The sequence below is a fragment of the Enterococcus raffinosus genome, from assembly GCF_018917525.1.
Taxonomy (GTDB): Bacteria; Bacillota; Bacilli; order Lactobacillales; family Enterococcaceae; genus Enterococcus_A; species Enterococcus_A raffinosus_A.
In genome coordinates this window covers 188,668-201,948 of record NZ_JAHLOS010000002.1, presented here as the reverse complement: position 1 = coordinate 201,948, position 13,281 = coordinate 188,668, and the positions used below count along the sequence as shown (strand labels likewise).

The window sequence follows — 13,281 nt, the reverse complement described above, 5'->3', positions numbered from 1 at the left end:
AAAAGGCGCTTTTCTGTTTTCAGGGATGCTTTTCGCAAAAGGAATTAGCGCAAATGGTATTATGCGTAAGAATAAAAAAGGAGTTGAGGTAAATGGGATGGTGGCAAGAAGCGATCGCAGCAGCGAAGAAAAATGATCCGGCAGTTAGGACAGGCATAGAGGTTGTGCTTACATATCCAGGTGTTCACGCGTTGTTTTTCCATAAGTTTTCACATTTTCTCTATCGGCATCAGTGGTTTTTGTTAGCTCGAGTCCATTCGCAATTTTGGCGTTTTTTGACGGGGATTGAGATTCATCCTGGTGCTAAAATTGCTCCTGGGGTTTTTATCGATCATGGAATGGGTGTGGTGATCGGTGAGACGGCCGAAGTCGAACGGGATGTCGTACTATTCCATGGTGTGACACTAGGCGGAACAGGAAAAGACACTGGAAAACGGCATCCGACAGTGCGTCAAGGTGCTTTTATCTCAGCAAATGCTCAAATTTTGGGGCCAATTGAAATTGGTGCCAGAAGTAAGATTGGCGCAGGCGCTGTCGTATTAAATGATATACCCGCTGATGCGACTGCAGTAGGCGTACCAGCCAAAGTAGCAAGATTACATGGAAAGAAGGTTCAACATGATTAAAATACACAATACGTTGACTAGAGAAAAAGAAATTTTTAAACCAATTGAAGAAAATAAAGTTCGAATGTATGTCTGCGGACCAACCGTTTATAACTACATTCATATCGGAAATGCCCGCAGTTCGATTGCTTTTGATGTGATCCGCCGTTATTTTGAATATCGCGGATATGAAGTGAATTACGTATCGAACTTTACCGATGTTGATGACAAAATCATCAAAGCTGCGAAGGAGTTATCGATTACTGCACCTGAAGTAGCGGATCGTTTTATTGCAGCTTTTGAAGAAGACACTGCCGCGCTGAATGTAAAACCGGCGACATTGCATCCGCGAGTTATCAATCATATTCCTGATATTTTAGCGTTTATCGAAACTTTGATTGAAAAGGGCTATGCTTACGAAGCAGAAGGGGACGTCTATTATCGTACCCGGAAGTTTGAACATTATGGCGAGTTGAGCGATCAATCGATTGATGAACTAGAGGTTGGAGCAAGCCAGCGGACTGGTGCAGAGCAAGCAATCAAAGAAGATCCGTTAGATTTTGCCTTATGGAAAAGTGCGAAGCCGGATGAGATTTCCTGGGAATCGCCTTGGGGTGAAGGCCGTCCAGGCTGGCATATTGAATGCTCGGTGATGGCCACCAAACATCTAGGTGACACGATCGATATCCACGGCGGCGGACAAGACTTGGAATTCCCTCATCATGAAAATGAGATCGCACAAAGTGAAGCCAAAACGGGTCAACGTTTTGCGAACTATTGGATGCACAATGGCTACGTAACCATTGGGGAAGACGATGCTAAAATGAGCAAATCCCTAGGGAATTTCGTGACGGTTCACGATTTAGTCAAAGAAATTGATCCTCAGATTTTACGGTTTTTCATGGCAACGACACAATATCGTCGTCCGATTCGCTACAGTGAAGCAACTATGAAGGATGCTCAGGCAAATCTGCAAAAATTACGTACTGCCTTTGAAAATGCGACCTTCCGTCAGGATACAGCGGAAGCAGTGTTGGCTGATGACCAAGAAAAAACGAGTGAGCTACAAGTGCTGAAGGATCGGTTTGTTGAAGAGATGGACGATGACTTCAATGCGGCCAATGGGATCACGGTTGTATATGAATTAGCAAAATGGCTGAACAATTACAGCGACCAAGAAAAAGTTTCAGCGGCGATTTTAACTGCGGCATTAGAAGAATTTACAAACATGCTGAATGTTTTTGGGATCGAATTCCAAACAGCTGGCTTATTAGATGAAGAGATTGATCAATTGATTGAAGAACGTAATCAAGCCCGTAAAGATAAAAACTTTGCTCGCAGTGATGAAATCCGCGATCAATTAAAAGAACAAGGAATTATTTTAGAAGACACCCCTCAAGGCGTCCGTTGGAGACGAGCATAATGACAGACTATAAACAATTAAACGCACTGGCACTAGCGTATGTTGGTGACGCCATTTATGAAACTTACGTGCGGGATTTTCTAGTCCGAGAAGGCCAGACGCGCCCAAATAAGCTGCATCATATGGCGACTCATTTTGTTTCCGCTAAAGCTCAAGCAACGTTGATTCAAAAAATGCTCGATGATGGTATGCTGACAGAAGAAGAGCAAGGCATTTATCGGCGTGGTCGAAATGCGAAAAGTTATACTTCTGCAAAAAATACCGACATCATGACTTATCGTATGTCTACGGGTTTTGAAGCATTAATGGGTTATTTACACTTATTGGAACGAAAAGAGCGACTAGAAGAATTGATCGCATGGTGTTTAGAGAAAGCGGGCGAAGTGAATGAAGGATAAGAAACAGCATCGAGGAAACGATCGGCGAAATCAGCGGAAAAATGATCGGTCTAAAGACCGCCGCAAAGAATTAGAGACGCTTGAGCCAGAAGAAAATAATTTTGTTTTTGGTCATCATGCGAGTGTGGAAGCACTTCAAGCGGGGCGTGGGAATAAACTATTTATGCAAGAGGATGCCCATGGCGATAAGATCGACCAGCTGAAAAGTTTGGCAAAAGAACAGGCGGTACCGGTGAAATGGGTGCCTAAGCAAAAATTGGATACATTAAGCGACGGCGGTGTTCATCAAGGAATCGTTTTAGGGATCACCCCGTATGAATACTTGACTCTAGAGGACTTGTTAGCAAAAGTGGCTTCAGAAGAAGCGCCTTTCTTGCTGATTTTAGATAGTTTAGAGGACCCGCATAATTTTGGCTCGATTCTACGGACGGCCGATGCCAGTGGTGTGTCAGGCGTGGTAATTCCCAAGCATCGCTCTGTGGGAATCACACCGGTGGTGACAAAGGCATCAACGGGTGCAGTGGAATATGTGCCGATCGCTCGAGTGACGAATTTAGCTCAAAGTATTAAACAGCTGAAAGATGAAGGCTATTGGATCTTTGGGACGGACATGGAAGGAACCGATTATCGTCAATGGAAGGTAGAAGGACCGATTGCTTTGATTATCGGTAACGAAGGCAAAGGGATGAGCGCTGGTTTGAAAAAGGAAATCGACGAGATGCTGACGATTCCTATGACAGGTCACGTGCAAAGCTTGAATGCGGGGGTTGCTGCTGGTCTATTGATGTATGAAGTTTTCCGAAAGCGAAGTGAGTTGTAATGAAAAAACAATTGTTGATCGTTGACGGATACAATATGATCGGTGCGTGGCCTGAATTGACTGCATTGAAAAATCAAGAGCGTTTAGAAGAGGCACGCGAGGCGCTGCTGTTTCGTTTGTCGAACTATGCAAAGTATCAGGGCTTGGAAACGATCGTTGTTTTTGATGCACAATTTGTTCCAGGAATTACCCAAAGCTATCAAAAGTATCAGCTGACTGTTGTTTTCACAAAAGAGGATGAGACGGCTGATAGTTATATTGAACGAATCGCTGGTGAATTGAACGATCGCTTGACTCAGGTAACGGTGGCAACGAGTGATCTTGCTGAACAGTGGACGATTTTTTCGCAAGGAGCTTTGCGAACCTCTGCGCGGGAATTGTACAAGTCTGTCCAACAAACCGAAGCCGTGATTACAGGGGATACTAAAAATACGCAATTTAAAAATTTTCGACGCAATTCACCGTGGAATAATGAACAATTGCAAAAATTGTCCAGAAAACTGGACGAATTAAGCAAAAAAAATTAAATTACTTGCCAACACCCCTCTCTGACTTATTAAGCGTGTATGCTTTTACTTGTTGAGAGGGGTGTAAAAAATGGAAGAATCAACGCGTTATGAAAAAATTGATGGTGCTGCTTTTGAAGAAATGTTTAGTCAATATTTACCAGTTGTTTACAATATGCAATCTCGTTACTCGATTCGTGATTTTGATGTCGATGACTGGCTGCAGGAGGGACGAATCGCCCTTTACGATGCACTACAGAGTTATCGTAAAGGGCGTGGCACAACATTTGGCTTATACTATAAGATGGTTTTTGAAAATCGGATTCGCTCTCTTTTGCGTCGTCAGCAAGCTAGAAAACGTCTTGCCCAACATCAGGCTATTTCGATGGAAAAAGTTGGTGTGGAGGCTTTTGATGAACACTTTCAATACCATGAGTATGTAGAAGAAAATCTGTTTATTAGTGAGATGTTGCTAGCTGGAGAAGTTGCTCTTTCTTCTTTAGAAAATCGTTCCTTGTATTACTATTTGAAGGGGGAGGAGCTATCAATGATCGCTCAGCTTCTAAATGAACCAGAAAAGTCGATCCATAACGCGTTGAATCGGGCAAAGAACAAATTAAAGAAAAAATTGTATAAGCTGGATGAGGAATTATAGGAGTTGTGTTCGCCTCAGTAAGATAGAAAGTTGCATATTTTTTTATCTTATGATAACATTGAAAAGTTTTAGATTTGTGCTATAATGTATTTTGAGGTGAACTGTATGCCAACAACTTTAGCGTCTATCAAGAAAAACTTGGAAGACCGTATTGGTGCTCCGATTATGCTTGTAGCTCAGACGGGACGCAAGCGTCAAACGCAACGTAAGGGAATCTTAACTGAGACGTATCCTTCCGTATTTGTGGTTGATTTGGACCCAGAAGAAAATTCTTTCGAACGTGTTTCATACAGCTATTCCGATGTATTGACTCGCACAGTAGAGATCGAATTTTTAACAGAAGCAATTTAAAAATCATGGAGCCTAGGCTCCATGATTTTTATTTGTCTTCGATGTTCTTTTGAGTTTCTTGAGCCGCTTTATTTTGTTCGACTAAAAGATCACGAATATCTGCTAAATACTCTTCGGCTGTCGGTACAGGTACATCTTCTTCCTCTTCTTCTTTAGCAACAGTGCTTTTTGCTTTATTCGCCGCTTTAACGATCAGGAATAAAACAAAACCAGTAATGATAAAGGTAATCAATGCACTAATCACGTCACCAAACGCAAATGTCACGCCTTTAACTGGCTTCCAGTCCAAAACGGACATCGCTTCGTTTAAATCTTTTCCTTTCGTAAATAATGATACGATTAGCCCCACCAACGGTGTGATCAATCCATTAACAATATTCGTCACGATTGCAGTAAATGCAGTACCAATTACAACACCAACAGCAAGATCAATGACATTACCTCTCATCAAGAATTCTTTAAATTCTTTAAACATAGGGTATTCCTCCTTATTTGCAAGTTGTATATCACCCAACGTTTTACTATATCTTACAAGCTTTTATAAAATACCTTTCTTTTTATGAAAGGTCCTACTTCGTACAGCCAAAAAAGTAGAAATAGAGCCAGCAAAGTTGGATGAGAATTTTTTCTTAATTTTTAGTATAGCGAAAGAAGAAAAAAATTTGAAATAAAACAGACTATTGGTCAGCGCTGATTTCGAATCTTGGGGCCCGCCTGTGCTATAATTAGCCTTAGTGATAAAGACAAAGGAAGCTCCTTCGGTTTCATAGAAGCATTAGGAGCGGTTCCTTTTAGCGGAGAATATCTAGCTTGAAAATCAAGCTTATTTTTCTTTGAAAAAATAATTGATTAGCAATAAAAAAGGAGCTTTGTAATGATCGAACTTAAGAAGGGCGTGCGACTGCACGTTATTGCGACAAAAAAATACAAAACAATTCAAATCTATGGGCGCTTTACTACCCGTTTAACGAAAGAAATCATGACTAAACGAGCCCTTTTGGCGAACTTATTGGAAACTAATTCTTTACGCTATCCAGATCAAACAAAATTGAGTGGACAATTAGCCGAGCTTTATGGAGCTAGTTTCGGGTTGAATGTGGGACGCAAAGGGAATCTGCATTGGTTAGACATTGGTTTAGGTATTGTCAATGGAAAATACGTTGATGATCCAAAACTGTTACCAGCCGCAATGGATTTTTTGAAGGAGATTCTATTTTACCCTAATATCCAGGATGGAAAATTCGATGAACAAACGTTTCAACTGGAAAAAGAAAATCTGCAAAGTTATATCGAGACATTGCAGGAAGACAAACAAACAATGGCTTCTTTAAAAATCAAAGAGACCTATTTTACGGATGAAGCACAAAAATTACCGAGCTTTGGTACAGTAGATGATTTAGAGCGTGAGACAAACGAAGGCCTTGCGGCATATTATCAGGAGATGATTACGCAGGATCAAATAGATTTATTTGTGATTGGTGATGTAGAGGAAGCGGAAATGGCTGAGCTGTTCAAAGAGCTGCCTTTTGCCGAGCGAAAAGAAAGCTTCCCGGCTATTTATTATTATCAAGCTAGTGATAATGTGATTCGAGAACAGCAAGTTCAAGAAACGGTGACACAAGGAAAACTGAACCTAGCTTATTCAACCGATGTTTATTACGAAGATACTGACCGTTTTGCACTGCTGGTCTTTAATGGCTTGTTCGGCGGGTTTCCTCATTCAAAATTATTTATGAATGTCAGAGAAAAGGCAAGCTTAGCTTATTATGCCTCAAGCTCTTTTGATACATTCCGCGGTTATTTGCAGGTGCAAACCGGAATTAATAGCGACAACCGTCAGAAAGTTTTACGTTTGATTGAGGAACAGCTACTCGAATTACAAGCTGGTAATTTCACTGATTTGGCTTTCCAGCAAACGAAAGCGATGTTGAAAAATCATTACTTACTGGGCTTAGACAGTATGCAAAATGCGATCGAGACGACTTACTTGGCGCAGTGGCTGCCACAAAGTAAACTAACAGACGAAGAATGGCTGAGACGTTTGGCAGCTGTGACACCAAAAGATGTACAGAAAGTTGCGAAAAAAATTCGTCTGCAGGCGATCTTCTTTTTAGATGGAGGACAACAGAATGGATAAAGTAGCCTATCAAAAAATCAACGAAACCTTGTATAAGGAAATTTTACCAAATGGCTTAACGGTCTATTTGTTGCCAAAGGCTGGATATCACAAGACGTACGGCCTATTTAGCACCAATTACGGTTCAATCGACAATGAGTTTATCCCGCGTGGCGGAACAGAGTATATCAAAGTTCCTGATGGGATCGCTCACTTTTTAGAACACAAGATGTTTGAAAAGGAAGATGGCGATGTGTTTCAAAAATTTGGTGAACAAGGGGCATCGGCGAACGCCTTTACCAGCTTTACTCGCACAAGCTATCTATTTTCGACGACTGATCAATTGGAATTGAATTTAGGAACTTTGCTAGATTTTGTCCAAGCTCCTTATTTTACGGAAGAGTCTGTGCAGAAAGAGCAAGGAATCATTGGGCAAGAAATTCAAATGTATCAAGATGATCCGGGTTGGCAACAGTTTTTCGCTATTTTAAAAAATATGTATCCGAAGCATCCGCTGCATATTGATATTGCAGGAACGATTGATTCGATTGCAGAAATCACAGCTGAGGATCTATACACGTGCTACAATACGTTTTATCATCCTAGCAATATGACGTTGTTCGTTGTAGGAAATCTGGAGCCGGAAACCTTAATGGCATTCATTCGGGAAAACCAAGCGAAGAAAACTTTTGAAGCGCCAGAACCGATCCAACGTCGATTTCCGCTGGAATCACCTGATGAGATCATTAAACGCAGTGAAGAAAAAATGCCAATCACAATGCCAAAAGCAATTGTTGGAATTAAAGGTTTGGCAGAATTACCACAAGACAATAAGGAACGCCTGATCTTCAAAATTTCGATGGATCTTTTATTCCAAATGCTATTAGGGACGACTTCACAAAACTATTTACGCTTGTATAATGAGGGATTATTAGACGACAGTTTTGGCTATGAATTTTCTTTGGACCGCAGCTTTTATTTTGCGGACTTTGGTGGGGATAGCGAAAAACCGCAAACACTAGCAGACCGGTTGACGGAAATTTTACTGCATTTTGACAGCGATCCAGAAGTTAATGAGAAAAATCTGACGCTTTTGAAGAAAAAAATGTTAGGAAAATATTTCCAATCACTGAACTCATTAGAGTATGTTGCCAATCAATTCACCCAGTCATTATATGGTGAATGGACGCTGTTTGATATGCCGGAAATCATTCAAGAAATCGAATTGGCAGATGTTTTAGCTGCGGGTAAATTATTTATCAAAGAAGAAGCCTTCACACGATTTTATATGGAAAAGAATATTCCTAGTTAAAAAAAGTAGTATAAAGGAGGGATAGAATGCCTTATGCGTTAGTAATGGGGGCGAGCGGGGATATTGGTCAAGCTGTTTGCGAAAAACTAGCGGGGCAAGGCTGGTCCCTCTACTGTCACTATAATCAGCAAAAAGAAAAAGTTTTAAGTTTCGTTTCAGACTTACAGAAACGTTATCCTCAGCAAGATTTTTTTATGGTATCCTTAGACATGTTGAAGGAAACAGAAGTTCCGAGCTTTCTTGAACAACTGTTTCAAGTGGATGGTATTGTTTTTGCCTCGGGCTTTACTTTTTACGAGTTGCTGCCAGAGACAAAAGCGGATCAAATGGAGGCGTTATGGCAAGTTCATTTGAAGACACCGCTACTTTTATTACAGAGTTTGCAGAGGAAATTGGCAAAAAATGGAAATGGGCGCGTCGTATTTATCGGATCGGTCTATGGACATCGTGGAAGCAGCATGGAGACTGTCTACAGTGCTGTAAAGGGTGCGCAAGAAGCATTTGCAAAAGCCTACGCCAAAGAGGTCGCAACTTTAGGAATCACTGTCAATGTCGTAGCACCAGGTGCTGTCCAAACGAAAATGAATGACAATTGGGAGCCGCAAGAGCTGACAGAATTGATGTCGGAAATTCCTTTAGGACGATTGGCTGACCCAAAAGAAGTCGCCGCAGCCTGCAAGTACTTATTTTCAAAAGAAGCTAGCTATACTACGGGCATTGTATTGCCTGTCGCTGGTGGCTGGATGGAATAAGAACCAGGATAACAATTTTACTTAGCTAATTAGATAGGCTAAAAAATGGTATACGTGATAAAAAACTAAGATTATTTTCTTAATAAGATAATCTCACTAATATGAATTAGGAGTAGAGAACCAAGTGGCTAGTATTAATATTGGAGAAACACTACGCAAAGCCCGGATCGATAAAAAAATCAGTTTAGATGAGCTGCAGCAGCGCACGAAAATCCAAAAACGTTATTTGCTGGCAATTGAAGAAAATGACTTCCATGAATTGCCTAGTGATTATTATTTGCGGACATTTATTCGACAATACGCTGATGAGGTAAAACTGGACGGTGATCATTTAATTGATGTGCTGGATGGTAAGGACCGTCCGCTGCCGAGTTATCCCGAATTAGAAACGGTTGATGGTCTGAGAAAAAATAAGCATGTCGAAAGTCCGACGCGAGCTCGTTTCAAAGCGACTTTGCCGATGATTCTTTTAGGACTGGTGGCACTAGCAATTATTTCGGTGGTCGGTTATATGACTTGGCTGGACCATCAAGAAACTGCAATTATTCCAGAAAATAGTTCTGTTCAAGTTGAACGCTCAGATGTCTCTTCATCCGTGGCGGAAAAAGTTTCATCTTCACAACCGAAACCGGTAGAATCCTCGAAGGAGCCAGAAAAACCCAAAATGGCCTTTGCGATGGAAAATAATACGACCAACGCGGCAACAATGAAAGTGGAGCATGCGGAGAAACCGTTGAAAATCAGTTTTACCGGAACAGAACGAGTATGGGTCGGTGTTCAAGTCAATGGTGCGTTGACGTATCAGAAGACCTTGGAAAAAGGTGAATCTGAAACGACTGAGCTGCCTGCTGATACGGCTCAAGCAGTCATCACTGTTGGTATGGCAAAATATGCCGAAGTAAAAATCAACGATCAGGCCCTCGATTTCCAACCAGGGGATTCGTTGTTGCAAAAGAATATTACATTGAATATCGCCTACGCATCTTAGGGCCGTGTTTAAAATGAACTAGGAGGAATTCATAATGAATTTACCAAATAAATTGACTGTCATTCGGATTTTCATGATCCCAATCTTTATGATCGTCGTCTTAGCTCCGTGGGATTGGGGCACATTGCAGATTGGTAATACTGATTTAGCAGTGACTCAACTGGTGGGTGCGATTATTTTCGCGATAGCCAGCTATACTGATCATCTTGATGGGAAAATTGCTCGTCGTGATGGCTTGGTCACTAACTTCGGGAAATTTGCGGATCCTTTGGCAGATAAGATGCTGGTGATGACGGCGTTTATTATTTTAGTCGAACAAGGAAAAGCACCTTCTTGGGTAATTGCTATTATTGTTTGCCGCGAGTTGGCAGTAACAGGGTTACGTTTACTGATCGTTGAACAAGGCGGCGGTGTTATGGCAGCTGCGATGCCAGGAAAAATCAAGACTGCGACACAAATGGTCGGCATCGTGTTGCTTTACTTAAACAATGTACCTTTTAACTTTATTGGTATCCCAATGGATCAAATTATGTTGTATATCTGCTTATTCTTTACTGTTTATTCAGGTTACGACTACTTTGCTAAAAACACAGCGATCTTTAAAGGCTCCATGTAAAAAAATCAAAATTACGGTCAGTAGGATAGGAAAATCTATCTTACTGGTCGTTTTTTCTGTTTTTTCTGTTGTACTTTCTGTTATAGTGGAGAAAAATTGCGTATCTTAGAAAGAAGAGGAATAAATGAAAGCAGAAATCATTGCCGTGGGCACAGAGCTCTTATTAGGACAAGTCGTGAATACTAACGCGACATTCTTATCAGAAAAATTAGCGGATATGGGAATTGAGGTTTATTTTCACACAGTTGTAGGAGATAACCCGCAACGTTTAGAGCAGCTGCTGCAATTAGCAGATACACGTAGCGAATTGATTATCTTATGCGGCGGCTTAGGACCAACGGATGACGATTTAACGAAGAATGTTTTAGCAGATCATGTAGGCGTACCGCTAGTACAAAATCAAGAAGGTTTAGAAGCTCTTAACAGCTTTTTTATCCAACGTCAAAGCACGATGACGCCAAATAACTTACGTCAGATCGAAACATTGCAGGATGGGATTCCGTTACCGAACCGTACGGGTTTAGCTATTGGCTGTTTATACAAAGGCGAGAAAAACAATTATATTTTATTGCCAGGCCCACCGAGCGAATTAAAGCCAATGTTCTTGGAACAAGCGCGTCCATTGTTAGAAAAAGAATTTCCGACAACGGAAAAACTTACTTCTCGAGTACTACGTTTCTTCGGAATCGGAGAATCGAAATTAGTGACCGACCTGGCAGAGATGATCGAACACCAATCAAATCCTACAATCGCACCTTATGCAAAGCCAAACGAGGTAACGTTGCGAATCACCGCGAAAACAGAGGATGAGATCTCAGCGAATGCTTTATTAAATCAAACAGAAGCGGAGATCATGGCGAAAGTTGGCGAGTTCTTTTATGGTTACGGAGAGGAGAACAGCTTAGTCGAAGTCGTGGTGGACTTGCTGAAAGAAAAACAGCTAAGTATCACAGCAGCGGAAAGTTTGACTGCGGGTGAATTTCAAGCAACGCTAGGGACGATTCCTGGCGTTTCTGAGGTCTTTCCTGGTGGTTTTGTCACATATTCCAAGGCAACGAAAGCAAGCTTTCTAGGCATCGATCCAGCGCTGTTAGAACGTGTCGGCGTGGTGAGTGAAGAATGTGCGAAGGAAATGGCAGAAGCAGCTTTGTGTTTAGCAGACACAGATTTTGCTCTGTCCTTTACTGGAGTGGCAGGTCCTGACGAGCTAGAAGGCAAACCTAAAGGAACGGTTTATATTGCGTTGGCTCAAAAAGATGGTGAGACGCTGATCAGTGAAAATCATTTTACTCGGGATCGTTCGTATGTCCGTCATAGCTCCGTCATGAAGGGCTTAGACATGGTGCGTCGCGCAATTCTAAACAAAAGTTAAAAAAGCGAATGTTTGTTCGTTTTTTGCTTGCTTTTTTGATTTCAAACCGATAAACTAGGGATATTGAAAAAGCAATAATGATGTGAAAAGCATATTGATTATAAGAAATAGGGAGGATCAGCTATTGGCAAATGATCGCAAGGCAGCCTTAGATGCTGCAATGAAGAAGATTGAAAAGAATTATGGTAAAGGCTCGATCATGAAATTAGGGGAAAAGGTCGATCAACAAATCTCAACGATTCCAAGTGGCTCTTTGGCATTGGATGTTGCGCTAGGTGTTGGCGGATACCCTCGTGGACGGATCATCGAAGTATATGGACCAGAAAGTTCTGGTAAAACAACGGTCGCATTGCATGCAATCGCAGAAGTCCAAAAGCATGGCGGCACGGCAGCCTTTATCGATGCCGAGCACGCATTGGATCCTCAATACGCACAGCGTTTAGGTGTAAATATTGATGAGTTGCTACTATCACAACCAGATACTGGTGAACAAGGTCTAGAAATTGCGGATGCTTTAGTTTCAAGTGGCGCGGTAGACATTATCGTTATCGACTCTGTGGCAGCCTTAGTTCCACGTGCCGAAATCGATGGCGAGATGGGTGATGCACACGTTGGTTTACAAGCTCGTTTGATGTCACAAGCTTTGCGTAAGCTCTCAGGTTCTATCAATAAAACGAAGACGATCGCTGTCTTCATCAACCAAATTCGTGAAAAAGTCGGTGTTATGTTTGGTAATCCAGAAGTAACACCAGGCGGACGAGCTTTGAAGTTCTACGCAACGGTTCGTTTGGAAGTTCGTCGTGCTGAGCAATTGAAAAACGGCACAGACATCATAGGTAATCGCACGAAGATCAAAGTCGTGAAAAATAAAGTTGCTCCACCATTTAAAGTGGCTGAAGTGGACATTATGTATGGTCTAGGTATTTCACAAGAGGGTGAATTGCTAGATATGGCAGTGGAAAAAGACATCGTTGATAAGAGCGGTGCTTGGTATGGCTATAAAGAAGATCGGATTGGACAAGGTCGCGAAAATGCTAAGAAATATCTGGCCGATCATCCAGAAATGATGGCTGAAGTAGCGACACGTGTACGTGCAGCTTACGGTATCGGTGAAGAAGTCGATGTGACTGAGGCTGAAGAAGCGGGTCAAGAAGAGCTACCTTTAGATGAATAAAAAACAAATCGACACTAATGATGAGGCAGGTTAGCCTAGTCATTAGTGTTTTTTTGCGGACTATTTTACAGCGAATCAAAGCGCTTTATTGTTGAGTATGGCAAAAGAGAAATAAAGTTGACACGCTATCAGACAAACATTAGAATAAAGTTGTGTGACTCTCACACATATGCAAGTAGGCATATTGATAATT

Annotated in this window: 15 protein-coding genes; 14 read left to right on the top strand and 1 reads right to left on the bottom strand. The window is 41.6% G+C overall.

Annotation, left to right across the window (positions count from 1 at the left end):
* Positions 1-92: 92 nt before the first annotated feature.
* From epsC to KQI58_RS02640, 7 genes are all read left to right on the top strand, one after another.
* Positions 93-626 carry a serine O-acetyltransferase EpsC gene (gene epsC / locus KQI58_RS02670; protein ID WP_216406224.1) on the top strand — a complete coding sequence of 178 codons (534 nt, stop codon included), beginning with the start codon at positions 93-95 and terminating at the stop codon, positions 624-626.
* Positions 619-2,028: a cysteine--tRNA ligase gene (gene cysS, locus KQI58_RS02665; protein ID WP_216406222.1), complete on the top strand. Its 1,410-nt coding sequence runs from the start codon at positions 619-621 to the stop codon at positions 2,026-2,028. The genes epsC and cysS overlap by 8 nt, the downstream gene beginning before the upstream one ends.
* Positions 2,028-2,426: a Mini-ribonuclease 3 gene (locus KQI58_RS02660; protein WP_216406220.1), complete on the top strand. Its 399-nt coding sequence runs from the start codon at positions 2,028-2,030 to the stop codon at positions 2,424-2,426. Before cysS ends, KQI58_RS02660 begins: the two co-directional genes overlap by 1 nt.
* Positions 2,416-3,246 carry a 23S rRNA (guanosine(2251)-2'-O)-methyltransferase RlmB gene (rlmB, locus tag KQI58_RS02655; protein WP_216406218.1) on the top strand — a complete coding sequence of 277 codons (831 nt, stop codon included), beginning with the start codon at positions 2,416-2,418 and terminating at the stop codon, positions 3,244-3,246. The genes KQI58_RS02660 and rlmB overlap by 11 nt, the downstream gene beginning before the upstream one ends.
* Positions 3,246-3,773, top strand: coding sequence for an NYN domain-containing protein (locus KQI58_RS02650; protein WP_216406216.1), 528 nt, complete (start codon positions 3,246-3,248; stop codon positions 3,771-3,773). The genes rlmB and KQI58_RS02650 overlap by 1 nt, the downstream gene beginning before the upstream one ends.
* A 70-nt stretch (positions 3,774-3,843) precedes the next feature.
* On the top strand, positions 3,844-4,407 hold the full coding sequence (locus KQI58_RS02645) for a sigma-70 family RNA polymerase sigma factor (RefSeq protein ID WP_216406214.1): 564 nt from the start codon (positions 3,844-3,846) through the stop codon (positions 4,405-4,407).
* A gap of 105 nt (positions 4,408-4,512) precedes the next feature.
* Positions 4,513-4,758: a Veg family protein gene (locus KQI58_RS02640; RefSeq protein WP_010782106.1), complete on the top strand. Its 246-nt coding sequence runs from the start codon at positions 4,513-4,515 to the stop codon at positions 4,756-4,758.
* Positions 4,759-4,786: 28 nt separating this feature from the next.
* On the opposite strand, the gene mscL is transcribed toward KQI58_RS02640, so the two are convergent.
* Positions 4,787-5,233 carry a large conductance mechanosensitive channel protein MscL gene (mscL, locus tag KQI58_RS02635; RefSeq protein WP_216406212.1) on the bottom strand — a complete coding sequence of 149 codons (447 nt, stop codon included), beginning with the start codon at positions 5,231-5,233 and terminating at the stop codon, positions 4,787-4,789.
* 399 nt (positions 5,234-5,632) lie between these two features.
* Here mscL and yfmF point away from each other — a divergent pair, with 399 nt between their 5' ends.
* The 7 genes from yfmF (at position 5,633) to recA (ending at position 13,088) form a co-directional block, all read left to right on the top strand.
* The gene (yfmF, locus tag KQI58_RS02630; protein WP_216406211.1) at positions 5,633-6,895 is read left to right on the top strand and encodes an EF-P 5-aminopentanol modification-associated protein YfmF; all 1,263 of its coding nucleotides are present in this window, start codon (positions 5,633-5,635) and stop codon (positions 6,893-6,895) included.
* Complete coding sequence (gene yfmH / locus KQI58_RS02625; protein ID WP_216406209.1) at positions 6,888-8,186, top strand: EF-P 5-aminopentanol modification-associated protein YfmH; 1,299 nt, start codon at positions 6,888-6,890, stop codon at positions 8,184-8,186. The genes yfmF and yfmH overlap by 8 nt, the downstream gene beginning before the upstream one ends.
* 26 nt (positions 8,187-8,212) lie before the next feature.
* A complete protein-coding gene (gene ymfI, locus KQI58_RS02620) occupies positions 8,213-8,938 on the top strand; it encodes an elongation factor P 5-aminopentanone reductase (RefSeq protein ID WP_216406207.1) in 726 nt (241 codons plus the stop codon).
* A gap of 124 nt (positions 8,939-9,062) precedes the next feature.
* Positions 9,063-9,926, top strand: coding sequence for a RodZ domain-containing protein (locus tag KQI58_RS23105; protein WP_216406205.1), 864 nt, complete (start codon positions 9,063-9,065; stop codon positions 9,924-9,926).
* 34 nt (positions 9,927-9,960) lie between these two features.
* Positions 9,961-10,542 (top strand): CDP-diacylglycerol--glycerol-3-phosphate 3-phosphatidyltransferase, encoded by a 582-nt coding sequence (gene pgsA / locus KQI58_RS02610; RefSeq protein ID WP_216406203.1) that lies wholly within the window; start codon positions 9,961-9,963, stop codon positions 10,540-10,542.
* A gap of 124 nt (positions 10,543-10,666) precedes the next feature.
* Positions 10,667-11,914, top strand: a complete 1,248-nt coding sequence (locus KQI58_RS02605) for a competence/damage-inducible protein A (protein ID WP_216406201.1) — start codon at positions 10,667-10,669, stop codon at positions 11,912-11,914.
* 124 nt (positions 11,915-12,038) lie between these two features.
* Positions 12,039-13,088 carry a recombinase RecA gene (gene recA / locus KQI58_RS02600; protein WP_216406199.1) on the top strand — a complete coding sequence of 350 codons (1,050 nt, stop codon included), beginning with the start codon at positions 12,039-12,041 and terminating at the stop codon, positions 13,086-13,088.
* The last annotated feature ends 193 nt before the right edge of the window (positions 13,089-13,281 follow it).